Below are 23,713 nucleotides of genomic sequence, written 5' to 3'. Positions count from 1 at the left end.
GTTCGCAGCAGACCTCGACGCTATCCACAAAGCGGACGACCATGCCGTCATTCCCCGCATTGTGATCGTCGGGCCGAACCCGAACACCTCGCAAGGTGTATTCCGGAGCCCCTGGGATCTGACGGTCCGTCAGCGCTATCGTGAACCCGAGGTCATCGGGCGGCCACCGAACCATCGGCGCCGACCCATTACATGGCAAGGGGTGGCACATGATCGTCGACTACATCCGCATGCTCGGTGGGGACCGCATCGAACATCCCGGCGGAACCCTGCTCGCCCATCTGAGCCGGGTCGAGGCGCTGCTGGAGACCTGGGGCGCCCGCCCCGAACTGCGCAGCGCCGGCCAGTGCCACGCGTTCTACGGCACCGACGGCTTCGCGACCGCGCTGCTCCCGCTCGACCGCCGGGCCGAACTCGCCGGCCGGATCGGCGTGGACGCCGAGCGCATCGTGTACTTCTACGCCAGTTGCGACCGGGCCGCCAGCCACGGCACGCTCGTCGACGGCACCTTCCGGGATCGATTCACCGGCCGGACCTACCGGCCCACCGAGGCCGAGCGCCGCGACTTCGCCGAGCTCACCGCGGCCAACGAACTGGATATCGTCAAGATCGACCCGCAGGCCCACGCGCGCTGGGGTGCGGCCCTCCTCGACCTGCTCACCGGCTTCCGCCCGCTGCTCAGCGCCCCCGCGTGGGCCGAGTGCGAACGCGTGCTCGCGAACACGAAGGCCGGCAGCCGGTAGGACCGGCGACCGGATGGTAGTGATGGGGAGCCCGCCGGTCCGGCGTCGGGTCGCCGGCCCGACGGGCGAACGGTGTCGAGGGAGAATCATGCGTATCGAACGGCTCGACCATCTCGTGCTGACCGTCGCCGACATCGGCGCCACGATCGACTTCTACGCCGGAGTGCTCGGCATGAAGCCGGTGACGTTCGGCGACGACAGACACGCTCTGCGGTTCGGCGCGGGCAAGATCAACCTGCACCGGGCGGGCGCCGAGTTCGAGCCGAAGGCCCGCGCCGCCACCGCGGGCAGCGCGGACCTGTGCTTCGTCGCCGAACCCCCGCTCACCGCGATCACCGCCGACCTGCTCCGCGCCGGAGTGCCGATCGAGGAGGGGCCGGTGCGGAGGACGGGCGCGCTGGGGCCGATCGACAGCGTGTACGTGCGGGATCCGGACGGGAACCTGGTGGAGATCTCGGTGTATCCGACCGATCCGCAGGCCGGCGCGGTGGTGTGACGCCGGGATCCGGATGCCGAGACCACGTGCGGGGGATCCCGGACGGCCCGGTGTGGTTCAGCGACCTTCCGGCGTCGGGCGGTGTTCCACGTACTCGACGATCGTGCCGTCGGGGTGCCGCGCGGTGAGGCCCGCGCCGGTGGGTACGCGGCGCGGCGGCTCGGTGATCTCCGCGCCGGCCGCCGTCAGGCGTTCGAGGTAGGGGGCCAGTTCGGGAACGAGCAGGGTGCCGGTGGTGGACCGGAACCGCTCGACCGTCTCGGCCTCGCCCTCGATCAGCAGGAAGCCGCCGACCGCCGAGAGCGCGATGCCGAACTCCCGGAAGGTGAACCACATGTCGCGCTCGACGCCCTGGAGCTCCTCGTAGAACGTGGTCGCCCGCTCCAGGTCGCCGGGTTCCACGAAGACCCGCAGGAACGCGCGGGGCGTGGCGAGCGTGGACGAGTCGTTGCTGCGGCGCCACATGATGTCGGCGGCGGCGGCGGCGGGGTCGGGTTCGGTGGTCGGTCCGGTCGTCTGTCCGGTTGTTTGTTCGGCAGCCGGTCCGGCAGCCGATCCGGTCGTCGGTCCCGTGGTCGGTCCGGTCGTCGGTTCGGTGGTCATCGGTATCGGGGTCCCTTGGCTGTGTGCCGGGCCGATCGGCGCCGGCGGCGTTCATCGGTACATCCACCACCCTCGCGGCGTCGCCGCGGTCGGGGCAGGCTCCGGTTCATACGGTGACCAACGGTCATAGGCTGGGCCGATGGCCACCGAGGACGAGCCGGATCGCCGGCGCGAGTTGGGCGGGTTCCTGCGCGCCCATCGCGAACTGCTCACCCCCGAAGCCGTCGGACTGCCCCGATCGCCGCGCCGCCGGACACCGGGCCTGCGCCGCGAGGAGGTCGCGGCGCTGTCGGGGGTCGGGGTGGCCTGGTACACGTGGCTCGAACAGGGCCGGGTGGACACCTCGCGCCAGGTCCTCGAAGCGGTGTCGCGGACGCTGCGCCTGGACGCCGACGCGCGTCGGCACGTCCTGGAACTCGCCGGTTTCCACGTACCGGCCGGCCCGAGCACGACCCCGGCCGACGGCCTCCGAGCGATGGTCGAGAGCTGGCCGGCCACCCCGGCGCTGGTGCTGGACCGGGCGCTGGACGTACTGGCCTGGAACGACGCCTGGCGGGCGACCTGGCCCGACCCGCGCACGGTGCCGACCGAGCGCCGCAACCTGCTGCTCATGCTGCTGACCGATCCGGCGTACGAGCCGGGGTTCCCCGAGCGGGAGACGGTCGCGCTCGACCTGGTCCGGCACCTGCGCACCCGCCCCGACGACGCACGCGACCGCGCGATCACGGCGGACCTGCGCACCGCGCGCCCGGATCTGGCGGCGTGGTGGCACTGCCGCGCGGTGGGCGTGTTCGCGGCCCGGACCGTGCGGGTGTGGGGGCCTGCGGCGCGGGCCGACGGCGGATCGCGGGCGGCGGGTCGCGTACCCGCGCTCGCGGAGGCCGAGCGGTCCGGCGCGGTCGACGGCGGCCGGGCGGGCCGAGTTCGGGATCCGCGAGGTGTGCCGTTGCGGTTCGCGATGTCGCTGCTGGTGCCGGCGGAGGCTCCGGAGACCACGGTGCTGGTGTGCACGCCGGCGGACGTGGAGACGATCGCGTACGTGACGGGAGGGTCGACCGATACGCGACCGGTGGACGCGGCGTCGACGACTCCGGGAGCGCGCGTGGCGGCGACAGGGGCGCGGGGGTAGGCGGATCCACGGCGCCGCGCGCGGGGCGGCGGCGTTCGAGGGCGCGGTCCGGTCAGGCGTGCTCGTCACCCACTTGGCTGAGCCGGTCGTCGCCCAGCCGGTGCTGTACATCACGGAAGAGGATCGCCAGCAGACCCGCGAGCTGCGTCTGCTGATCGGGGGTGAGCCCGTCGATCAGCGCGGCCTCGCGGGTCAGCACCCGATCCACCGTCGCCTCGACCAACGCGTGCCCCGTCTCGGTCAGTTCGACCTCGACCGACCGGGCACGACCGGGCCCGGGCCGCCGCACGACCAGCCCCTCGCGTTCGGCGCGGGCGACCCGCTGCGAAACGGCGCCCGCGGTGACCAGCGAGCGTCGACCGAGTTCGCGGGTGCCCAACGTGTACGGCGGCCCACTGCGGCGCAGCACGCTGAGCAGGTCCAGCGTCGCGGTGTCCACCCCGGCCCGGGCCAGCACCCGGCGCCGGTCGTCCCCGAGCAGCTTGGCCAGGCGCCAGATCGGCGTGACGATCCCGATCGAGGACACCGGCGTCCCGGGCCGCTCCCGCTCCCACGCGGCGGCGATCTCCTCGACGCTGTGTCCGACCCGTTCGTCGCCGTCCCGGACGCTCGCCGTACCCGCCGACACGCCCGCCTCGGTGCGGGCGTCGGGCAGGTCCTCGGGATTCTCGGTTGCCATCGGGCCTCCTTCGGGTGTTACGTTCAGACCTGAATTTAGATCTAAACGAAAGACATGGAGGTCATCCTATGGCACGCAACATCCTCGTCACCGGTGGCGGCACCGGTATCGGGCTCGCGGTCGCTCGGCACTTCGCCGCACTCGGGGACGCCGTGACGATCACCGGTCGGCGGGCGGAACCGTTGGCCGTCGCCGCCGAGGAGACCGGCGCCCGGGCGCTGGTCTGCGACCACACCGACCCCGAGGCGCTGACCCGACTGGTGGCCGAACTGCCCGAGCGCATCGACGTACTGGTCAACAACGCGGGCGGCAACACCGACTTCGACCACGGCGCGACCGACGACCTGGCCGGCTTCGCCCGGGCGTTCCGGGCCAATCTGGACGCGAATCTGGTCGGCGCCGCGCTGACCACCCGGGCGGTCGAGGACCGGTTGGCCGCCGGCGGCGCGGTGATCGGCATCGGCTCGATCGCCGCCGACACCGGGTCCGGCTCCTACGGCGCGGCCAAGGCCGGACTGGCCGCCTGGAACGTCGGCCTCGCGGACGCCCTCGGCCCGCGCGACATCACCGCCAACGTGGTGTCCCCGGGCTACATCGCGGACACCGAGTTCTTCCGGGACAACCTCACCGACGAGCGGCGCGGCCGGTTGGTCGCCGCGACGTCGGTCCGGCGGGCCGGCTCGCCCGCGGACATCGTGGGCGCCGTCGCGTTCCTCGCCTCACCCGCCGCCAGGCACGTCACGGGCCAGGTGTTGAACGTCAACGGCGGTGCGTACAAGAGCCGTTGAAGTCGGCGGTCCTTGGTCGTGGGCGACGGACGACGTGCCGCGCCCGCGATCCCGCCGAGCGCCCCGACCGTGCCGGGCGAGCCTTGAGCCACTCTCACCCGCAAGGAGCCGGCATGGCGAAAGCAGTATCGACGACGGCGGCCTGATCGTCGAGATGGAGGGCCTGGACGAGCTCTGGGCACAAGCCTCGACAGGTCCCGGTGTGGTGAGGAATCGGCCGGGAGCGGGCCGCGATCGGGTCCGGGTGGGAAAGTCGGTTCGCCGGACGGGGCGTCGGTGGCATCCGTAGCGTTGGTCTGTAAGGGGTTCTCGTACGGAAGGCAGATCTGATGAATTCCGGCACCCTGGCCGTTCCCGGAGCCGACCTCTATTACGAGGTGCGCGGCTCCGGGCCGGTCCTGCTGATGATCAACGGCAGCAACGGTGACACCGCCCTGTACGCGGGGCTGGCCGATCGCTTCGCCGACCGCCGTACGGTCGTCACCTACGACCGACGCGGCAACTCCCGGAGCCGGCTCACCGGTCCGCCCGAGGAGCAGCGGGTCGAGCTGCGGGTCGAACAGCACACGGACGACGCGTTCCGGCTGCTTCGGGAGCTCACCGCCGAACCGGCGGCGATCTTCGGGAGCAGCACCGGCGCCGCCATCGGGCTCGACCTGCTCGCCCGTCATCCCGAGCGCGTCGAACTGCTGGTCGCCCACGAGCCGCTCGTGCTCGGCATGTTGCCCGAACCGAAGCAGTGGCACGCGAGGTTCGACGCCGTGTGCGACCTGTTCGTGACCGCCGGTGCGAGGGCCGCGATGGACGAACTCTGCGCGTTGTTAGGGGTGGCCGCCCCGCCCGAGCCCGCGGCGGAGATGCCGGCGTCGATCCGGGAGTTGCTCGAACGCGTGCAGGCCAACGTGGAGTTCAACTTCTCCTGCGAACTGCGCGCGTTCAGCCGCTTCGAACCGGACCTCACCGCTCTGCGCGGCGCCCCACTGGTGACGGCGGTCGGAGCCGAGGGAGTCCAGACGCTGCTCTACCGCACCACGGCGCTGCTCGCCGAGCGCCTGGACCTGCCGGTCACCGAGTTCCCGGGCGATCACATGAGTTACGCGATGCGGCCGGAGGAGACCGCCGAAGCCCTGGCCCCGATCCTCGAGCGCAAGTAGGGGCCGGGCTCCGGGCCGCACGACGTCACGGGGTCGGGCCGCCGGTGTTCACGAGGTCACGGGGTCGGGTCGCCGGTCGTCACGGGGCCGGCCGGCCCTCATGAAGTCACGGGCCGGGCCGCCGGCTCTCAGGAAGTCACGTCGAGGACCGCCTTGCCGCCGAGCCTGCGGTCGGCGAGCAGTTCGGCGGCTTCGGCGATCTTGGTCCAGGAGTCGTGCCAGGAGATCTGCGGGTCGAGGTCGCCGCGCGCGGTCCGGGCGGCGAGCCAACCCAGATCGGCGTCGATGCCCTCGATGTCGTCGAGCAGGTAGTAGGTGACCAGCGAGCGGTTGTGCCGACCCTCGTTCCCGAACAGCGCGCCGAACGCGAACTCCTCGCCCACTCCCGACGCGTGGCCGAGCGCGACCAGCGTTCCGCCACTCGCCAGCAGGTCGTACGCGGCGGTCAGGTGCGGTCCTCCGACGTTGTCCAGGACGCCGTACACCGGCGCGGTCGTGTACGGGAGCCCGTCCGTGAGCACCTCGGCGGCGCCGAGCGCGCGCAGATCGTCGGCCTGGGCCGGATTCCCGGTGGCCGCGATCACCTCGGCGCCGCCGAGCGCGGCCAGTTGCACCGCGAACCGGCCCACCCCGCCGCCCGCGCCGGTGATCAGGATCCGTCGACCCAGGATCGGACCGATCCGCCGCAGCGCCCGCAACGCGGAGAGCGCCGCCACGGGCAGCGGCGCGGCCAACGCTGCGGGCATGCCCTCGGGCAGCACACCGAGCCGACTCGTCGGCACCGCGCGCAGTTCGGCCCACGCGCCGCCGTCTCCGAGCGTGGTCACGGGCGTTCCCGCCGCGGGCCCGGAACCGTCCGCGGCGGCGCGCTCGACCACGCCGGCCGCGTCCCAGCCGGGCACGGTGCCGTTCTCGCCCAACGGCACGGTGAAGTGGACCTCGCCCGCGTTGAGCGAGATCGCCCGCACGCGCACGAGCGCCTCGTGCGGTGCGGGCTCGGGGTCCGGCACGTCGGCGAGGGTGAGGTGACCGGGGGCGGTGTGGTCGATGACGAGGGCGCGCATGGTGATGGCTCCTGTGCGGAGGTGGATGGGAGACGCCTACTGTGCCACTGAGTGGCGTTTGCGTACAAGTGGCTTTAGCGGCCGATAGGCGAATCGAGGTAGGCTGGCCCGCATGACCACCGAACTGCCGCTCCGGGAACGCAAGAAGCTGCGCACGCGGCAGGCGTTGGCCCAAGCCGCGCTGGAACTGTTCACCGAGAAGGGCTTCGACGCGACCACGCTCGACGAGATCGTGCGCGCGGTGGAGGTCTCCAAGCGCACGTTCTTTCGCACCTACGCGTCCAAGGAGGACGTGGCGCTCGCCCCGGAGCGCGAACTGTGGTCCGCCTATCTCGCCGACCTGGCCGAACGCCCGTTGCGAGGGTCTCTCCTGGCGATCCACCAGGCCGCCTTGACGGACACCCTGGCGACCATGCCCGACGACTGGGCGGACCGGTTCACGGCCAGTCGACGGATCGCCGAGGCGACGCCCGCCCTGAACGCGCACAGCCTGCGCTTTTGTGCGGACACCAGCGACGCCGCCGTCGACACGGTCATCGACCGGCTCGGTCCGGCCGCGCCGGACCGGATCCTGGTGCACCTGTCGCTCGACACGATGATCGCGGCGTGGCACTGGGCGCAGCGCGCATGGACCGAGCAGGGGGCGGGGCCGGGCTTGGCGGAGCATGTGGAGCGGGCGTTCGCGGCGATCCGGCCGAGTCTGGACCTGGTGGTGCCGGCGGCGGGCTGATGCGCCGCCCGGCCCGCGGGGACGGTTTGTGGCCGGCATGGCCGGCGTGGCGTCTCGGGCGTACGGTCTCCCTCGGCCCTGTGGCGCTCTCGGGTCTTCGACGGCCGGAGCGCGGGAGATTTTCACGGCGCGGGCACGGTCGCGGGCATGGGCGCGGGCAGGGGGACGGTCGCGTGTGGGCGCGCGCGATCGCGGGTGCAGAGCGCAGCGCAGTGCCGGAGCGTGCCGAGGCGGCCCGGCCGGGTCGGTGGGACGGCGGCCGGGCCGGAGCTCGGAGCGGGCGGGGGCGAACTGGGTCAGGCCGATGCGCCGCCGTCGAGGACGAGGTCGGTGCCGACCGCGAATCCGGCCTCATCGGAGGCCAAGTACAGGACGGCCGCCGCGAATTCGGTCAGCGTGCCGATCCGACCGGACGGGTTCTCGACCTTCATCCGGTCCGCCCGGCCGGCCTCGGTCTCACCCGGACGCAGCGACATGGTGGTGTCCAGCGGACCCGGGCTGACCGCGTTGATCCGGATACCGTCACCGATGTGGTCCAGCGCGGCGTTGCGGGTGAGCGCGCTGACGGCGGCCTTGGACGTGACGTACGCGCCGACATTGGCCAGCCGGGAGTGCGCACCGAGGTTGGACGATATGTTCACGATTGCCCCGCCGCCGTTGGCCCGCATGTAGCCGATCTCGTGCTTCATCGACAACCAGGTGCCGGTCACGTTGACGTCCAGGACGGCCCGGAAGTCCGCCTCGTCGACGTCGCCGAGCGGGCCTATGCCCAGGATCACACCGGCGTTGTTGACGGCGACGTCGAGGCCGCCGAACAGTTCGACGGTGCGGGCGACGAGCGCGGCCAGGCTCGCCGAGTCGGTGACGTCGGCGGTGACGGCCGCGGCGCGGCCGCCTTCGGCCTCGATCAGGCGAACGGTCTCCGCCAGCGGCGCGGCACCGCGGCCCGCGACCACGACGGCGGCGCCCTCCCGGGCGAAGGCGAGTGCGACCTCCCGGCCGCCACCCGAGCCGGCGCCGGTGACGAGGACGGTCTTGGCAGTGAAACGTGCGGACATGGTGGGTCTCCAGAGTCTTGCGGGTTGTGTGGGTGGTGAGTGGGTCGGGGAGTCGACGGGTGCGGGTGCTCCGCCGGTCAGGTGCGTTGCGGGTCGGGCTCCGGGATGTGGTCGTGGTCCCAGTCGGGAGCCCGGTCGTGGTTCCAGTCGGGGGCCCGGTCGTGGTCCCGGCCGCGGGCCGGGCGGAAGGCCGCGAGGGCCGCCAGGGCCGCCACGAGGAAGACCGCTCCGGCCGTGCCGAAGGCCCACGCGTAGCCGACGATCACGTCGCCGCGGGTCGCGGCCACCGACATCAGCGCGGCCAGGCCGACGGTGGGTCCCAGTTCCATCGCGGTGTTCAGCACGCCGCCGGCCAGGCCCGCCTGGTGGACGGGTATATCCCTGGTGGCCAGGACGGCGGTGCCGGCGAAGATCAGGGCGGCGCCGACGGGGAGCAGGACCAGGCCCGGGAGGAGGTCGAGGGCGTAACGGCTGCGGTCGTCCAGGCGGGCGAGCAGGAGCAGGCCCGCGCCGCCGATCAGCAGTCCCAGCACGGTGACGCGGCCCGGGCCGTACCGGGTGATCAGCGGGCCGGCGGCGCGACCGGTCGCGATCAGCGCGAGGGTGAACGGTACGAACGCGCCTGCCGTCGCGAGCGGCGACCAGTCCCGTCCCTGCTGGAGGTAGAGCGAGATCAGGAAGCTGATCAGGCCGGTGCCGGTCGCCGCGAGCAGTACCCCGACCAGCCCCAGGATCCGACGCGGATCGCCGACGAAGCCCGGCGGCAGGAGCGGATCGGTCACCCGGCGCTCGACTGTCAGGAACGCGACGAGCAGGCTCACGCCGACGCCGAGCGGGACGAGTACGGCCGCCGACGCCCACGAGTGGTCGCCGGTCACGGTCAGGCCGTACCCGGTGACGGTGATGCCGACCGTGGCCAGGATCGCGCCGATCGGGTCGAGCCCGGGGCGACGGCCGGACGGGGCCGCCGTCCCGTCGGCGGCCTCGCCGAACGGGGGGCGCCCGGCCGGCAGCAGACGCGGCGTCAGGAGCAGACCCAGGACGGCCACGGCGACCGGTACGACGAACATCCAGCGCCAGGACACCCACGTCGTGAGCACGCCCGAGGCCAGGTTGCCGGCGGCGGCGCCCAGTACGGACAGGCCGCCCCAGGTCGCCATCGCCCGCCGATACGCGCCCGGTTCGGGGTACACCGCGCGCAGCACCGCCATCGCGGCCGGCGCGGTCAACGCCGCCCCCAGGCCCTGCCCGAAGCGCACCGCGACCAGCACCGCGAAGCCCGGCGCGAACGCGGCGACCATGGACGCGAGGCCGAACACGACCAGGCCCGTCGTGAACATCCGGCGCCCGCCGTACCGATCCGCGAGCCGACCGCCGAACAACAGCAGTCCGCTGAACGGCAACCCGTAGGCGGCGCTGACCAGCACCAGATCGGCCGACCCCAGGCCGAATTCCCGGCCGATGTCGGGCAATGGCACACCGATGATGGTGATGGTGAAGATCAGCGTGGCCTGCACGGTGCCGAGCAGGACGAAGGCGAGGGTGGCGCGTGGGGCCGAGGCGGGGGAGGGGACGGGGGCGGGGGCCAGTGTGCTCGTGTTGCTCTTTGAGCCGAGGCCCGTGGTCGGGGCCGTTCTCGTAGCCGTTTCCGTGTCCATTTCCCTGTCCGTGCCTCTGCTTCCGGCCATTCCGGTCAGACCTGTCATGCCGGTACCCCCCGTCGCCGTCAGCTTTTACAGATCGATCGTTCTGGAATCAAGGCGTGCGTGTCCGGTGGTGCGACGAGTGCCGCGCCGTTCGGGGGCTGTTCAGGTGAGCAGGGCGAACGCCTGCTGCGTCGCGTCCCGCAGGCGCAGCGAGTCGGGGCCGGCCTTGCCGACCACGCGCATTCCTTGCAGAAGTACCAGCAGGAAGCGGGCGAGGGCCTGCGGGTCCCGATCCGGACCCAGCTCGCCCTGCGCCCTGGCCCGGGTGAGCGCGACGGTCAGATTGGTCTCCATCTGACTCCAGCCGTGCTCGACGATCCGCGCCGCGCGCGGGTCGTGCGCGGCCAGCTCGGCGGCGGTGTTGGTGAGGAAACAGCCGCGCAGCCGGGTCGGCTCCTCGCACGCCTGCCGGGCGAACCGCTCGACGAGTGCCCGGACGGCCGGCAGTACCGGGCCCGGCTGGGACAACTCCTCGAACAGCTCCGGGTTGCGGCTCTCGCGGTAGCGGTCGAGCGCCGCGAGGTAGAGGTCGTGTTTGTTGCCGAACGTCGCGTAGATGCTCGCTCGGGCGATGCCGAGGCGAGCCACGAGGTCCGCCATCGAGGTCGCCTCGTAGCCGCGCTCCCAAAAGAGTTCGAGAGCGGCCTGCAAGGCGGCGTCGGGATCGAATTCCTTGGTCCTGGCCACGAGGGCGACTCTAGAACATTCGAGAACGAGTGGTCAAGAAAGTGCGACACCTCTTGCGCTCGGCGGGCCGGTGTCGGGTCGTTTACATAGGGTGCGAGTCGGTCGTCGGAGCGACCGTCGCGTGCCGTCGGCCCTGTCGCGGGCACGGCCGACCCGCCCGGACCGGGCGGCAGTCGGCGTCCTCGGCGGCGGGCGGGCCGGGGGAACGGGTTGATGGAGGTAAGGCGATGGCAGCCACCGCGGACGACGTGCGTCGACTGGCGCTCGCGTTGCCCTCGACGACCGAGAAGCTCGCGTGGGGCATGCCCACGTTTCGGGTCGCCGGCAAGATCTTCGTCTGGCTGGGCGAGGACGACGCGTCGATGGGCATGAAGTGCCCGATCGAGGAGCGCGCCGAGCTGATCCGGGCCGAGCCGGAGAAGTTCTTCCTGCGCGACGGGCACGACGACACGGGCAACTGGATCCGCGTGCACCTGTCGGCGGTGGACGACGAGGACGAACTGCGCGCGATGGTGGTGGACGCGTGGCGGCTCACCGCGCCCAAGCGACTTGCGGCGGAGCACGGTGAGCCGGGCGTCGGTTCCTGAGGCGAGCCGCGGGCTCGGGCGGGTTTCCGGGCGGGGGCCGGAGCCCGTCGGGCCTGCGGCCGTCGTCGGGTGACCGGGCACCTCGGGCCTGTGGCCGTCCCGGGTTTCGGCGCTCAGCCGGCCGCCGCCCGGGTCCAGCGTCGGCCCAACTCGGCGATCCGGGACACGAGTTCCGGTGGGCTCTCGACGGTGAAGTCCAGGTCGAGGAGCACGAGGCGGAACGCCAACGTGTCGATCGAGGACGATCCCGTGGTCAACCGGCACGTGTTCGCGTCGATCGCCGCCAGCACACCGTCGGTCGCGCCGATCCGTGCCGCGGCGACCTCCGGGGCGGCCCGCAGGAGCACGCTCGCGCGGTGCGGGTAGGCGCGGGTGGAGATGCCCGCCGACATGTACGCGACGACGTCCTCGTCCGGAAGCGGACGCGGCTCGAACCGCGGGCCGTTCGGCGTGCGCAGCCGGATCCGGTCCACGCGATAGGTCCGCCAGTCGTCCCGGTCGAGGTCCCAGGCCAGCAGGTACCAGCGACGTCCGGTACAGGCGAGCCGGTGCGGCTGGGCGCTGCGCACACCCTCACGGCCGTCGTGGGTGCGGTAGTCGAAGCGCAGCGTCTCGGCGGACCGGCACGCCGTCGCGATCGTGCTCAGGTCGGCGGGCGCCACCGTCTCACCGGCCACCGGCAGCACCACGGTGACCGCGTCGAGCGCGCCCACGTCCTGTCGAAGGCCGGTCGGCAGCGCCTGTTCCAGCTTGGCCAGCGCCCGGGCCGAGGTCGCCTCGATCCCGGCGACGGTGCCGCCGACGGCGGTACGCAGGCCGGAGACGATCGCGGCCGCCTCGTCGTGGTCCAGCAGCGGCGGCAACGGGCCGCCCGGGTCGAGTCGGTAGCCGCCGGACGAGCCCGCGGTGCGGACGTGATAACCCGCGTCGCGCAGTCGCCGTACATCGCGCCGCAGCGTGCGCGGGCTGACGCCGAGGCGGGCCGCGAGGCGGGGGCCGGTCCAGACGGGTGCTTCGGAGTGGCCGGCGGGGTCGGGTCGGTCGGTGCGATCGGGGTCGTCGGCGCGCTCGTGCGGCTCGGGTCGGGATTGCAGGAGGGACAACAGACGAAGCAGGCGGGTCGTACTCTCCAACGAGTCCATGTCTTCAGGGTGACGTCGAATGAGGCAAGTTTCCGACCGCATTCGCTCCTAGTCTGGGCGCATGGAGATCACCACCCTCAGCACCCGCCGGCTCAACCGCGTGCTGCTCGAACGCCAATTGTTGACCCGGCGGCACGCGATCTCGGCGGAGGCGGCGATCACGCACCTGGTCGGCATGCAGGCGCAGGCGCCGCACCCGCCGTACATCGGCCTGTGGACCCGGCTCGCCGACTTCCGGCCGACGGAACTGGCCGACCTGCTGACCGAGCGCCGGGTGGTGCGGCTCGGCCTGATGCGCGGCACGGTGCACCTGGTGACCGCCGACGACTGCCTCGCGCTGCGGCCCGTCGTGCAGTCGATCTACGACGCGGACCTGTACCGGAACGTCCTGCACGGCCTCGGCGACTCGACCGTCGACGTTCGCGAACTCGTGGCCGCTGGACGCGAGTTGATGGAAAAGCAAGCGCTGACGGCGAAGGGACTGGGCCTCGCGCTCGGCGAACTGTTCCCCGGCGAGAACCCGAAGGCGCTCGCACACGCGCTGCGCAGCCAGGCGCCGCTGGTCCAGGTCCCGCCTCGCGCGCTGTGGGGCCGCAGCGGCCAATCCGCCTGTACGACCGCCGAACACTGGCTGGGCCGCCCGCTGTCGACGACATCGACACCCGACGCGATGCTGCTGCGCTACCTGGCCGCCTTCGGCCCGGCCACGGTGGCCGACATGCAGGCCTGGTCCGGCCTCGGCGGGCTGCGCGAGGTGGTCGACCGCCTGCGCCCGAGCCTGCTCGTGTACCGGGACGAGTCCGGCCGTGACCTCTACGACCTTCCCGACGCCCCGCTCCCACCCGAAGACACCCCGGCCGCGGTCCGGTTCCTCCCCGAGTTCGACAACATCCTGCTCTCCCACGCCAACCGCACCCGGATCATGTCCGAGGAGGACCGCAAGCGCCTGTTCACCGTCAACGGCATCATCCGCGCGACCTTCCTCGTGGACGGCTTCGTCGCCGGCATGTGGCGCCTCACCCGAGCCGGCAAACCGGTCTCGCCCGGCTCCCCGGCCGCCACGACCAACCCCGCGGGCCCACCCCTCACCCTCGAAATCCAACCCTTCCGCCCCCTCACCCCCGCCACCGAGTCCGCCCTCACCACGGAAGCCGCCGACCTGATGACCTTCACCACCCCCAACAACCACGACATCCGCGTCGTCTGACCCGAACCCCTCCCACCACCCCGGAGTCCGCCCCGGCGCCGACCCCCGAAGGCACGCCCGTCACGCGGCTGTCGGGACCCTCTGCGAAGGTGCGGGCCGTGACCTTGATCGAGCATGGCGTTCGGACATCGTGGGATCGCATCGACGCATGGCTCGAGAGCCATATTCGGAGAGCCCCGGCCCGGCCCGCCGCGGATGCCGAGCTTCTCGACGCGTTCGCGCGGGAGGCGGGCGTGGAGCTACCCGCCGACGTGCGTGCGTGGTGGGCCCTCACCGGCGTCGGCTTCGAATGCCGGCTCCCCGGGACCTACGGTCCGGTGGACCGGGCGCAGGCGCTGGAGGCGAGAGAGATCGGGCTTTGGGTCGCGCCGAGTGCGGCCGACGGCGCGCGCGGGCGCGGGGGTGAGGCCGAGGGTGGTGGTCAGGGTGTGGGAGAGGTCGTGGGCCGGGGGTGGGGTGGTGAGGGAACGGGCGGTTCGGGTGAGGAGGTGGGTGATGCGGGGGGAGGCGATGGTGGAGTGGGCCGGGAGGATGCGGGAGTGCAGGAGGGTGGCGGCCTCGGGCCAGGTGCGGGTTCGGGCGAGGGCGTGCAGCAGGTAGGCGTGGTCGTTGAGGGCGGTGCGGCTGCCGGGGATGCGTCCGGCGGCGGCCTGTTCGAACAGGGGGATCGCGCGGGTCCAGTGGCCGTTGTCGGCGTGGATCATCGCGTGGTGCCAGGTGATCTCGGCCGTGTCGAGCCACCAGGCCCAGGCCGGATCGCGGGGACCGGCGCCTTGCAGGTGTCGGCTGTGGGTCTCGTGGATGAGGTCGAGCGCCTTGGCGTGCTCCCCGTATTGGTTGAGCGCCCGTGCCCGGCGCATCACGAACAGGGTCCGTACGCCGGGCGGCAGGTCGTCCGCCAGGACGGTCGCGCAGATGCCCAGTGCCTGGTCGGGGCGGCGCAGGTGGATGGCCTGCATGGCGAGTTGGGACAGCGCGAAGTGTTCGGCGGAGCGGTCGCCCGCGCGGCGCGCGGTATGCACGGCGTCGGTGCTCAGGCGGCGGGACAGGTCCTGCCGGTCGGCGTCGAAGGCCAGCCACCCGGCCACCTGTTGTGCCTCGGCCACGGCGGCCAGCCGGTCGCGGGAGGCCGGGCCGATCAGGGTGGCGCGCAGTGCCGATCGGGCCGAGCGCACGGCCGATTCGAGGATGGCCCCGGCGCCGTGGCGGGTGTCGAGCGTGACGATGTGGGCGTTGTGCTCGCGCAGTTGCCGTGTTTCGTCCAGGTCGCGGGCGCTGTACGGCCGCGCCGGCGGGAGGGCTTCGGCCGGGTCGACATGTGGCGTCGCGGGTAAGGGGGCGTGGGCCACGGGCCGACTCTCCGTCTTGGTTTCCGTGTCGTGACTTCCGTTCTCCGAGCCTGTCGCCATGAGATCACGGTGTGCCGTCCGGCAGGGCGGTGGGGCGGCGGAGAGCTGTTATGGAGCAGATGCTCTGTTATTGTTCCGGCATGCCTCGTCCTCGGGTTCACGATCTCGATCTGCTGCTGGACGCGGCCGAGCGGTTGGTGGCCGACGTCGGGCCGGAGCGCTTCACCGTGCGGGGGCTCGCGACGGCCTCGGGGGTGTCCAACGGGGCGATCTATCACGCGTTCGGGTCGCTGCCGGTCCTGCTCGGGCGCGTGTGGCTGCGCGCCGCGGGCGACTTCCTGGACTTTCAGGTCGAACTCGTCGACGCGGTGCGCCTCGACGACCCGGACGGCGGCGTCCGAGCGGTGCTGGCCGCGGCGAGCGCGCCGGCGGCGTTCGCCGACCGGCGACCCGAGGCGGCTCGGATGCTCATGGGCGTCCACCGCGATCGGCTGCTCGGCCCCGACCTGCCGCAGGAATCGGCCGAGGCGATGTTCGCGCTGGACAAGCGGGTTCTGGCGCTGCTCACCCGACTGGCGCGGGCGTTGTGGGGGCGGGCCGACGGGCCGAGCGTCGAAGTGGTGACGCTGTGCGTGGTCGACCTGCCGACGGCCGTGTTCCGCCGGGAACTGACCGGGCCGTGCACCGACGGCCGCCCCCGGATCGGCGCCGACAGCCGCGCACGACTGGAGGCCGCGGTCCGCGCGGTCCTCACCCTCCCGCCGCCGCTGCCGCCGCATGGCGGGCGGACGACGGGTTCCGGAAAGGAATGACCGACCATGCCCGAACTGCGCCACGAGGACCACGTCTTCGTCCTGGACCTCGGCGACGGGGAGAACCGTTTCGCGCCGGACTGGGTGAAGACCGTCGACGCCCTGCTCGACACCGTCGTCGAACACCCCGAACCGGCGGTGCTGGTGACCACGGGACGAGGCAAGTTCTACTCCAACGGCCTCGACCTGGACTGGTTGGCCGAACACGCCGACGAGTTCGGCCCGTACGTCGCCGACGTGGAAGCCCTGTTGGCCCGCGTGCTCACGCTGCCCGTGCCCACGATCGCCGCGGTGAACGGCCACGCGTTCGGCGCCGGGGCGATGTTCGCGATCGCCCACGACTTCCGGATCATGCGGGCCGACCGCGGCTACTTCTGCTTCCCCGAGGTCGACATCCGCATCCCCTTCTCGCCCGGCATGGCCGCGCTCGTCCAGGGCAAGACGACCCCCGCCGCGGCCGTCGCCTCGATGACCACCGGCCGACGCTTCGGCGGCGTCGAGGCCCGGGAGATCGGCCTGGTGGACGACACGGCCGAGGAGGCGGCCCTGGTCGCCGCGGCCTCGACCCGCGTACGCCCCCTGGCGGGCAAGGACCGCGCCACACTCGGCGCGATCAAGTCGACCATGTACGCGACCGCGGTGACCGCCCTCACGACACGCTGACGTCGACGGGAGCGGGGCCGGCTGAGCGCGGCTGCTCCGCCGCGCAGCCGCGGCTCACCCGCTCGTGGCGAGCGTGGTGGTGTAGCCGGGGCGCGGGTGGTGGATGGGGCGGGTGTCGGAGCCGGCCAGTTGGGTCAGGAGGCGTTCGGCCAGGGCCAGGCCGGTGTCGTTGTACAGCCCGTCGTGGATCAGGAACGCCTGCTCCGGGGCCACTTCGCGGATGTAGTCGGCGGCGTCGCCGAGTTTGAGCCAGGGAGCGCCGGCCGGCACGAGCAGGGTGGGGGTGGCCTCCTCCGGAACGGTGAAGGCGTCGCCGGGGTGGAAGACGCGGCCGTCGATCAGGAAGCCGACGTTGTCGATGACGGCGATGTCCGGGTGGATCACGGCGTGCTTCTCGCCGTACACGTGCACGGACAGACCCTGCGCGCCGCCGATCTCGAACGTGTCGCCGTGCGTCACGGCGCGCACCCGACCGCCCAGGTCGGGGAACTGGGCGGCGACGGCCGGGTTGGTCCAGATCTCCAGGTCCGGGTTCGCCGCCGCGGCGGCCCGGAGCGTGTCGGGGACCACGTGGTCCACATGCTCGTGGGTGATCAGTACGGCGTCCGCGCCCACCATCGCGTCGGGCTCGCTGAAGGCGCCGGGGTCGATCACGACGGTGGCCGCGTCCGTGGTCAGTCGTACACACGCGTGGCCGAGCTTGGTGAACCGCATGCCTGTTCTCCCGGGGGTTGCGCTTGGTGATGGCCGATCGGGTGCCGGGGCGTCGCCGTCGCCGGCGACGCTCCCCGCGTCTCTTGCCGCTTCCCGGGTCGATCATGCCAAGTCGACCCCGGAGCGGCGGCGGGGAGGGCGCCCATGCTGCGAGACAATCGATTCATGTACGACGACCAGCAGGAACCGACCGAGTCCATTCCGGTGGGGCGGGCGACGGATCTCGGTGCGGCGTTGCTGATGCCCGACATCGACCTGCCCCGCGCGTGGTTGCTGACGCTCAACGATTCGCCGCAGTCGTACGTGGATCTCGACCGGCCCGAGCACCTGGAATTCGAGTACACGCGGCGCCTGGGCCATGTGGTGGATCTCGCGGCCGAACCCGGCGAGCCGCTCGACGTGCTGCATCTGGGCGGCGGTGGGCTGACCCTGCCCCGCTACGTCGCGGCCACCCGGCCGGGTTCGACGCAGACCGTCGTCGAGCTCGACGGGGAGTTGATCGCGCTGGTCCTGGAGCATCTGCCGTTGCCGGCGGGCGCGGCGATAGAGGTGTGCACCGGCGACGCCCGGGAGGAGTTGGCGGCGCGCCTCGACGATTCGGCCGACCTGGTGATCGCCGACGTGTTCGGCGGGGCGCAGGTGCCCGCGCATCTGACGTCGCGGGAGTTCGCCGCGGAGGTGGCCCGGGTGTTGCGGCCCGGCGGCGCGTACGCGGCCAATATCGCCGACGGCGGCGACCTCGACTTCGCACGCGCCCAAGTGGCCACCCTGCGCGCGGTGTTCCCCCAGGTGGCGTTGATGGCCGAGCCGGGCGTACTGCGCGGGCGGCGGTTCGGCAACCTCGTCGTGGTGGCATCCACGGTCGCGCTGCCGGTGAGCCAGTTGGCCCGGCGTACCGCCTGCGACGAGACACCGGCGCGCGTGCTCTCCGGGATCGAGGCCCGGGTGTTCTCCCGCGACGGGGCGGCCGTCACGGACAGGACGGCGATTCCGTCGCCGGCTCCGCCCGGGGGGACGTTCCGGATCGGGTGAGCCATGGGTCGGGTGCGCCAAGGGCCGGGTGGGTCACGGTTCGGGTGAGCCACACGTGGGGTGAGCCGGGCCGGGTCGGCCCGGAAGTCGGAGCCGGGTCCGGAAGCCGGGTGTCCGGCCCGGATTCGGGTGTCAGGCCCAGAAGTCGGCTGCCGCCGTCATGTCCTCGACGCATTCGTCGAGGTCGGTGATCTTCTCGCCGACGAGGCGGAAGACGATGCCGCCCATCTGGTCGAGGTGCCTGCCCGCTCGCTCGCCGGTGGCCCGGTGCACCGAGACCACATGGCCGCGACCGTCGACGAACAGATGGCGCAGCTCGACGCGGAAGCTGCCGCCGGTCTCCGTCGCGAGTCGCTCGTAGTAGCCCAGCACCGCGTCCACACCCTTGAAGTCGCCCGACAACATGTGGTCGCCGGGGACGTGGTGCGTACAGTCGGTCGTCATCATCGCGCGCAGAGTGCCCAGGTCACCCTGTGCGAACGCCTGGTAGCCCCGGCGAACCAGGGCGGCGTGTGGGTGTTCAGCCATGGCGTTTCGCCACCTTCCGCCACGAACATGGATGGATGGCTGACCTCTCCACCCTGTCACTCCGTACGCCGCCGGTCCACCCGCCGGCGGCGCGGCGCGGGGCGGGCGTCAGGCGGCGGAGTCGGTGCCGATCCGGATCGGCGCGGGTGCGGGCGCGGGTGTGTTGAAGGCGCGGCGGTAGTCGGCGGGGGAGACGCCGAGCCGGGTGGCGAAGTGGTGGCGGAGGTTGGCGGCGGTGCCCAGGCCGCAACGTTCGCCGATCTGCTCGATGGGGAGGTCGGTGGTCTCCAGCAGGGATTGGGCGCGGGCCAGGCGCTGGGTGAGCAGCCATTGCAGCGGGGTGGTGCCGGTGGCGGCCTGGAGGCGGCGGAAGAAGGTGCGCGGACTCATCCGGGCGCGGCGGGCCAGGTCCTCGACGGTGAGCGGGCGGTCCAGGTGGGCGCCGGCCCAGGCCAGCACGGGGGCCAGGCCCTCGTCGTCGGTGGCGGGTATGGACAGGTCAACGAACTGCGCCTGGCCGCCCGGGCGATGGGCTTGGACGACCATGCGGCGGGCGAGCAGGTTGGCGATGTGGGCGCCCAGGTCGGCGCGCACGATATGCAGACACAGGTCGAGGCCGGCGGTCATGCCGGCGCTGGTGAGCACGGTGCCGTCGTCGACGTAGAGGACGCTGTCGTCGACGGTGACGTTCGGATACCGGCGGGCCAGATCCTCGGTGTGCGCCCAGTGCGCGGTGGCCCGGCGTCCGTCCAGGAGGCCGGCGGCGGCCAGGGCGAACGCGCCCGTGCACAGCGAGACCATCCGCGCGCCGGCGTCGGCCGCGGCGCGCAGGGCGGCCAGGAAATCGGCGGGCAGTTCGAGGTCGTGGTCGACGCACTCCTGCGGCACTGCCGCCACGATCACCGTGTCCGCGCCGGCCAACGCGTCCCATCCGTAGGGGGTTCGGATGCCGAACGCGAAGCCGGAACCGGAGCCGGATCCGGAGCCGAGGCCGGATCCGGAGCCGAGGCCGGATCCGGGGCCGGGGCCCGAGTCGGCAGCGGCGTCGGGTCCACAGTCCGGACCGGTTGCGCCGCCCGTCGGCCGTTCCACGCAGACGCGGAAGTCGTACCAGCGGTCCGTGAGTTCCGGTTGGGGAGTGCCGAACACCGCGCAGGCGATCGAGAGTTCGTACATGTCCCACGGCGGGATGTCGCCGTCGTCGATCACCGCGACGGCCACCGATCCCGGTCCCGTCGCCCGCGTGTTCCCCGCTCGGTCGTTCATGGGTGGACAGCCTAGATCATCGATGGCGCGAATTTTGCGCCGATAGGCATTCCTGCCACTGTCGGCGCGGTTTCGGCGCTGCGAGGGTTGTCCACGTTCGGCCGGGAGGACGGCCGACCAAGCACGGAACGACGACGCGTGAGCACGGGTGTCCCGTGCCGCGCACAGAGCACGAACGAGGGACGAAGATGAACCACGAAGCCGTGACGGTCATCGGTCTGGGATCGATGGGCGCCGCCCTGGCCGAGGCGTTCCGGGCGGCCGGCCATCCCACCACGGTGTGGAACCGCTCCGCCGCGAAGGCCGACGACCTGGTCGCCCGTGGCGCGGTGCGCGCCGACACCGTGGCCGAGGCGATCGCCGCGAGTCCGGTGATCGTGGTCTGCGTGCTGGACTACGACAGCACGCACACCATCCTGAAGGCCGACGAGGCGGCGCTCGCCGGCCGCACCCTGGTCAACCTCAGCTCGGGCTCGCCCGAACAGGCCCGGTCGACCGCCTCGTGGGCGGCTGAACTGGGAGTTGCCTACCTCGACGGCGCGATCATGTCCACGCCGCCCGGAATCGGCTCGCCCGAGTCGATGCTGCTCTACAGCGGCGACCCGGCCGCGTTCGCCCGGCACGCCGCGACCCTGCGCGCACTCGGCGATCCGGTCGACCTGGGCCCGGACGCCGGCGTCGCGAGCCTGTACGACACCGCGCTGCTCGGCGTGATGTGGGCGACGCTGACGGGTTGGCTGCACGGTTCGGCCGTGGTCGGCGCCGACGGGGTGGGCGCGGCGGAATTCACGCCGATCGCGAACCGTTGGCTGGCCCACGCCGTGACCGGATTCATCGACCTGTACGCGGGACAGGTCGACGCGGGCGCCTACCCCGGCGACGACGCCACGCTCGACGTGCACCTGGCGACGATGGACCACCTCGTCCACGCCGCCCGGGCACGCGGCGTCGACACCGCCCTCCCGGAGCTGTACCGCACGTACACCCGACGCGCGATCGCGGCCGGCCACGGCTCGGACGGCTACGCCCGGCTGGTCGAGGAACTCCGCAAGTGAACCCGGGAGCGGGGATGACAACAGGGGCGGGAACGGGAACGGGGATGTGGATGGGGACGGGAACGGGGACGATCGTGCGAGGCGCCACGACGACGGAGACGGCGGCGACCGCCCACGACTGGCCCGCGTTGGTTACCCGAGCGACCGAGGTCTGCGTGGCGACCCTCGCCCGAGCCGCGGCGGAGACCGGTGGGACCGCGGCCGCGGGCGCCTCCACGGCAGTCGATCACCCGGCAGTCGTTCACTCCGCGGGCGTTCACTCCGCGGTCGTCGACCCCGCCTGGGGCCGACCCGCCGACGGCGAGCGGTCCTGCCGGCAACTGCTCGACCACCTCGCGTTGGGCCTGGTCGGCTATACGGGCCTGCTGATCGCCCGGCCGACGGACCGCTACATCACGCTGTTCGCGTCGCTCGACCCGGCGGCCCCGATCGACGCGTGTCTGGACGGCCTCGGGATCGCCGGCACCGTACTCGCCTCGACCGTGCGCGACACCCCACCCGAGGTCCGCGCCTGGCACCCCTGGGGCCACTCGGATCGCACCGGTTTCGCCGCGATGGGCGTGGTCGAACTGCTCCTGCACACGTACGACATCACCCGCGCGCTCGGCCAGGTCTGGTCGCCGCCGGACGAACTCGCCGCCCCGGCGCTCGCCCGGCTGTTCCCGGACGCGCCGACGGGGACGGGTGACGCCCCGGCGGACGTGTTGTCGTGGTGCACGGGTCGGGGCGACCTGCCGGGCCGGCCGCGGGTTCCGGCCGGCGAATGGCAGTGGCAGGGCTCGCTGCGCTGAGGAAGGGGCGCGTTCGCCGAAGCGCGGCCGGGTTCGGCGAGCCGCGGCCCGGGTTCGGCGAGGCGACGGCCGGGATCGCCGGGTCGCAGCCGGGTTCGCCGGGTCGCGGCGTCGGCCGAGGGGCCCGGGCTCAGACGCTCAGACCTCCGCCGGCGTCTCGTTGTACACGCCCGCGTAGTCCTGACCCGACAACTTCTGGATCGCTTCCATGATCTCGTCGGTGATCTCGCGCCGCGCCCGGGCCACGTCCGTGCGTCCGAAGTGGCGCGAGAAGTCGAGCGGCTCACCGAAGCGGATGAGCGCGCGCGGCGACAACCTCGGGATGTTCGAGCCGATCGGCTGGACCCGGTCGGTGTCGATGATGCCGACCGGCACCACCGGGCACCGCGCGGCCAGCGTGAGCCACGCGACCCCCGTCCGGCCGCGGTAGAGCCGGCCGTCCCGAGAGCGGGTGCCCTCGGGGTAGATCCCGAACGCGTCGCCGCGTTCGAGTACCGAAAGCGCCGTCTGCAGGGCGGCCTTCGCCGCGCTGTGCGCACCTCGGGGCACCGGGACGGCGCCGATTCCGGAGAAGAAGGCATTGCTGACCCGGCCCTTGAGCCCGGGGCCGTCGAAGTACTCGGCCTTCGCGAGGAACGACACCTTGCGCGGCATGACCACGGGGATCGCGACGCTGTCAACGAACGACAGGTGGTTGCTGGCGATGATGACCGGGCCGGTCATCGGTACGTTCTCGCGGCCCTCGGTACGCGGGCGGTAGATCGCCTTCGCGGTGGGCGCCACGACGCCATGCATGAACTTGTCGATCAGCACGGATCCCCCGTGGGAGTGGGTGAGGTCTGGAAACACGCGCCACCTTATCGAGTCTGCGGCACCCCCTACGACACACGTACCCGCCTGCATTGTTGACGTAGCGTCAAATGTTCGTCACGGCACCGATCGTGGCGATCGGTGACGCTGTGTCCGACCGCATTCACACCCGTCGGGCGAGCGATTCCAGCAGCAGGTCGAGCACGTCCTCGAAGGGGCTGCCCGCCATCCCCTGGGGCAGGTGCCGACGGACCGTGCCGATGGCCGGATAGTCCGCGCCGGACAGCCTGTTGTACGTCTCCTCCCAGGAGCGGTCGTCGGCCTCGCGCACCTCGGGCGCGAGCGCGGCGTACGACGCTTCCAGGGCCGCGTGCGCGAGCACGGTGTCGATGAACACCCGGTAGTAGCGCACCGCGTCGGCGGGGGAGAAGCCCGCCGAGAGCAGCAGGGCCACGCCGATCTCCACGGCCCGGAACTCGTTGTGCCGCCGGGTCACCCGGGACGCCGCGACGGCGGCCACGCGCGGGTGCCGCAGGTAGCCGTCACGGACCCGCAGGCCCAGCTCGCGCAGCGAGGCCACCCAGTCCGGGCCCGGCCGGTAGCCGGCCAGCGTCTCGCCGATCAGGAAGTCGGCGATCGCGAGCAGCAGGTCGTCGGTGCCGCGGAAGTATCGGTAGATGGCGGTGGGGTCGCACCCGAGCGCGGCGCCGAGCTTGCGGACCGTCAGCGCCTGCGCACCGTGGTGTCCGATCAGGCGTACTGCACAATCGACAATGACATCCTCGGACAAAACGCTCCCCGACTTGGTCGGCCTGCGCCGGCGACGTTCACCCACCACGCGGTCCGTGCGGTCCGTGCGGCCCACGTGGTCCGTGCGGTCCGCGCGATCCACCCCGTCCACTCCGTCTGCTCCGTCCACA

The 23,713-nt window shown here is 72.4% G+C and carries 26 protein-coding genes; 13 read left to right on the top strand and 13 right to left on the bottom strand.

The window, feature by feature from the left end; all coding sequences use genetic code 11:
* The first annotated feature begins 209 nt into the window (after positions 1-209).
* Together ACIRL2_RS14120 and ACIRL2_RS14115 are read left to right on the top strand one after the other, a co-directional pair.
* A complete protein-coding gene (locus ACIRL2_RS14120; protein WP_395865524.1) occupies positions 210-743 on the top strand; it encodes a DUF6817 domain-containing protein in 534 nt (177 codons plus the stop codon).
* Between the two features lie 88 nt (positions 744-831).
* Positions 832-1,239 carry a VOC family protein gene (locus tag ACIRL2_RS14115; RefSeq protein ID WP_395865522.1) on the top strand — a complete coding sequence of 136 codons (408 nt, stop codon included), beginning with the start codon at positions 832-834 and terminating at the stop codon, positions 1,237-1,239.
* A gap of 57 nt (positions 1,240-1,296) precedes the next feature.
* On the opposite strand, the gene ACIRL2_RS14110 is transcribed toward ACIRL2_RS14115, so the two are convergent.
* Positions 1,297-1,842, bottom strand: coding sequence for a VOC family protein (locus tag ACIRL2_RS14110; protein ID WP_402232176.1), 546 nt, complete (start codon positions 1,840-1,842; stop codon positions 1,297-1,299).
* Between the two features lie 139 nt (positions 1,843-1,981).
* Between ACIRL2_RS14110 and ACIRL2_RS14105 the strand changes: the two genes are divergently transcribed.
* On the top strand, positions 1,982-2,971 hold the full coding sequence (locus tag ACIRL2_RS14105) for a helix-turn-helix domain-containing protein (RefSeq protein WP_402232174.1): 990 nt from the start codon (positions 1,982-1,984) through the stop codon (positions 2,969-2,971).
* Positions 2,972-3,023: 52 nt separating this feature from the next.
* Here ACIRL2_RS14105 and ACIRL2_RS14100 read toward each other — a convergent pair whose 3' ends face one another.
* Positions 3,024-3,650, bottom strand: coding sequence for a MarR family winged helix-turn-helix transcriptional regulator (locus tag ACIRL2_RS14100; RefSeq protein ID WP_402232172.1), 627 nt, complete (start codon positions 3,648-3,650; stop codon positions 3,024-3,026).
* 68 nt (positions 3,651-3,718) lie between these two features.
* Here ACIRL2_RS14100 and ACIRL2_RS14095 point away from each other — a divergent pair, with 68 nt between their 5' ends.
* Positions 3,719-4,438, top strand: a complete 720-nt coding sequence (locus tag ACIRL2_RS14095) for an SDR family NAD(P)-dependent oxidoreductase (RefSeq protein ID WP_402232170.1) — start codon at positions 3,719-3,721, stop codon at positions 4,436-4,438.
* A 329-nt stretch (positions 4,439-4,767) separates the two neighbouring features.
* Complete coding sequence (locus ACIRL2_RS14090) at positions 4,768-5,592, top strand: alpha/beta fold hydrolase (RefSeq protein ID WP_395865512.1); 825 nt, start codon at positions 4,768-4,770, stop codon at positions 5,590-5,592.
* 128 nt (positions 5,593-5,720) lie between these two features.
* On the opposite strand, the gene ACIRL2_RS14085 is transcribed toward ACIRL2_RS14090, so the two are convergent.
* Positions 5,721-6,656, bottom strand: a complete 936-nt coding sequence (locus tag ACIRL2_RS14085; RefSeq protein ID WP_402232168.1) for a zinc-binding dehydrogenase — start codon at positions 6,654-6,656, stop codon at positions 5,721-5,723.
* 112 nt (positions 6,657-6,768) lie between these two features.
* Here ACIRL2_RS14085 and ACIRL2_RS14080 point away from each other — a divergent pair, with 112 nt between their 5' ends.
* Positions 6,769-7,386, top strand: coding sequence for a TetR family transcriptional regulator (locus tag ACIRL2_RS14080; protein WP_395865508.1), 618 nt, complete (start codon positions 6,769-6,771; stop codon positions 7,384-7,386).
* Between the two features lie 296 nt (positions 7,387-7,682).
* On the opposite strand, the gene ACIRL2_RS14075 is transcribed toward ACIRL2_RS14080, so the two are convergent.
* From ACIRL2_RS14075 to ACIRL2_RS14065, 3 genes are all read right to left on the bottom strand, one after another.
* Positions 7,683-8,444, bottom strand: coding sequence for an SDR family NAD(P)-dependent oxidoreductase (locus tag ACIRL2_RS14075; RefSeq protein WP_395865507.1), 762 nt, complete (start codon positions 8,442-8,444; stop codon positions 7,683-7,685).
* Positions 8,445-8,521: 77 nt separating this feature from the next.
* The gene (locus ACIRL2_RS14070; RefSeq protein ID WP_402232166.1) at positions 8,522-10,102 is read right to left on the bottom strand and encodes an MFS transporter; all 1,581 of its coding nucleotides are present in this window, start codon (positions 10,100-10,102) and stop codon (positions 8,522-8,524) included.
* Positions 10,103-10,252: 150 nt separating this feature from the next.
* Positions 10,253-10,837 carry a TetR/AcrR family transcriptional regulator gene (locus tag ACIRL2_RS14065; RefSeq protein WP_395865503.1) on the bottom strand — a complete coding sequence of 195 codons (585 nt, stop codon included), beginning with the start codon at positions 10,835-10,837 and terminating at the stop codon, positions 10,253-10,255.
* 227 nt (positions 10,838-11,064) lie between these two features.
* Here ACIRL2_RS14065 and ACIRL2_RS14060 point away from each other — a divergent pair, with 227 nt between their 5' ends.
* Positions 11,065-11,424: an MmcQ/YjbR family DNA-binding protein gene (locus tag ACIRL2_RS14060; RefSeq protein ID WP_395865501.1), complete on the top strand. Its 360-nt coding sequence runs from the start codon at positions 11,065-11,067 to the stop codon at positions 11,422-11,424.
* 113 nt (positions 11,425-11,537) lie between these two features.
* Here the strand turns inward: ACIRL2_RS14060 and ACIRL2_RS14055 are convergent, their stop codons facing one another.
* Positions 11,538-12,566 (bottom strand): helix-turn-helix transcriptional regulator, encoded by a 1,029-nt coding sequence (locus ACIRL2_RS14055; RefSeq protein ID WP_395865499.1) that lies wholly within the window; start codon positions 12,564-12,566, stop codon positions 11,538-11,540.
* Between the two features lie 61 nt (positions 12,567-12,627).
* On the opposite strand from ACIRL2_RS14055, the gene ACIRL2_RS14050 reads away from it, so the two are divergent.
* Positions 12,628-13,773 carry a winged helix DNA-binding domain-containing protein gene (locus ACIRL2_RS14050; protein ID WP_402232163.1) on the top strand — a complete coding sequence of 382 codons (1,146 nt, stop codon included), beginning with the start codon at positions 12,628-12,630 and terminating at the stop codon, positions 13,771-13,773.
* A 239-nt stretch (positions 13,774-14,012) separates the two neighbouring features.
* Here ACIRL2_RS14050 and ACIRL2_RS14045 read toward each other — a convergent pair whose 3' ends face one another.
* The gene (locus tag ACIRL2_RS14045; protein WP_395865495.1) at positions 14,013-15,122 is read right to left on the bottom strand and encodes a hypothetical protein; all 1,110 of its coding nucleotides are present in this window, start codon (positions 15,120-15,122) and stop codon (positions 14,013-14,015) included.
* 140 nt (positions 15,123-15,262) lie between these two features.
* Between ACIRL2_RS14045 and ACIRL2_RS14040 the strand changes: the two genes are divergently transcribed.
* Entirely contained in the window at positions 15,263-15,934 is a 672-nt protein-coding gene (locus ACIRL2_RS14040) for a helix-turn-helix domain-containing protein (RefSeq protein WP_395865493.1), read from the top strand.
* 6 nt (positions 15,935-15,940) lie between these two features.
* Positions 15,941-16,597, top strand: coding sequence for an enoyl-CoA hydratase-related protein (locus tag ACIRL2_RS14035; RefSeq protein WP_402232162.1), 657 nt, complete (start codon positions 15,941-15,943; stop codon positions 16,595-16,597).
* A gap of 54 nt (positions 16,598-16,651) precedes the next feature.
* Here ACIRL2_RS14035 and ACIRL2_RS14030 read toward each other — a convergent pair whose 3' ends face one another.
* Positions 16,652-17,311: an MBL fold metallo-hydrolase gene (locus tag ACIRL2_RS14030; RefSeq protein ID WP_395865489.1), complete on the bottom strand. Its 660-nt coding sequence runs from the start codon at positions 17,309-17,311 to the stop codon at positions 16,652-16,654.
* Positions 17,312-17,455: 144 nt separating this feature from the next.
* On the opposite strand from ACIRL2_RS14030, the gene ACIRL2_RS14025 reads away from it, so the two are divergent.
* Complete coding sequence (locus ACIRL2_RS14025) at positions 17,456-18,343, top strand: spermidine synthase (RefSeq protein ID WP_395865487.1); 888 nt, start codon at positions 17,456-17,458, stop codon at positions 18,341-18,343.
* A 132-nt stretch (positions 18,344-18,475) separates the two neighbouring features.
* Here ACIRL2_RS14025 and ACIRL2_RS14020 read toward each other — a convergent pair whose 3' ends face one another.
* Both ACIRL2_RS14020 and ACIRL2_RS14015 read right to left on the bottom strand, forming a co-directional pair.
* Entirely contained in the window at positions 18,476-18,871 is a 396-nt protein-coding gene (locus tag ACIRL2_RS14020; protein ID WP_395865485.1) for a nuclear transport factor 2 family protein, read from the bottom strand.
* A gap of 108 nt (positions 18,872-18,979) precedes the next feature.
* Entirely contained in the window at positions 18,980-20,137 is a 1,158-nt protein-coding gene (locus ACIRL2_RS14015; RefSeq protein WP_402232160.1) for a GlxA family transcriptional regulator, read from the bottom strand.
* A gap of 155 nt (positions 20,138-20,292) precedes the next feature.
* On the opposite strand from ACIRL2_RS14015, the gene ACIRL2_RS14010 reads away from it, so the two are divergent.
* Positions 20,293-21,192: an NAD(P)-dependent oxidoreductase gene (locus ACIRL2_RS14010; protein WP_395865481.1), complete on the top strand. Its 900-nt coding sequence runs from the start codon at positions 20,293-20,295 to the stop codon at positions 21,190-21,192.
* Between the two features lie 74 nt (positions 21,193-21,266).
* Complete coding sequence (locus ACIRL2_RS14005; protein ID WP_395865479.1) at positions 21,267-21,983, top strand: hypothetical protein; 717 nt, start codon at positions 21,267-21,269, stop codon at positions 21,981-21,983.
* A gap of 138 nt (positions 21,984-22,121) precedes the next feature.
* Here the strand turns inward: ACIRL2_RS14005 and ACIRL2_RS14000 are convergent, their stop codons facing one another.
* Positions 22,122-22,886, bottom strand: coding sequence for a lysophospholipid acyltransferase family protein (locus ACIRL2_RS14000; protein ID WP_402232158.1), 765 nt, complete (start codon positions 22,884-22,886; stop codon positions 22,122-22,124).
* A gap of 70 nt (positions 22,887-22,956) precedes the next feature.
* Complete coding sequence (locus ACIRL2_RS13995) at positions 22,957-23,685, bottom strand: TetR/AcrR family transcriptional regulator (RefSeq protein WP_402232376.1); 729 nt, start codon at positions 23,683-23,685, stop codon at positions 22,957-22,959.
* Between the last annotated feature and the right edge of the window lie 28 nt (positions 23,686-23,713).

The sequence above is a fragment of the Embleya sp. NPDC127516 genome, assembly GCF_044765325.1.
Lineage (GTDB): Bacteria > Actinomycetota > Actinomycetes > Streptomycetales > Streptomycetaceae > Embleya.
The sequence above is the reverse complement of the archived record's forward strand: the minus strand, read 5'-3'. Positions and strand labels throughout refer to the sequence as shown.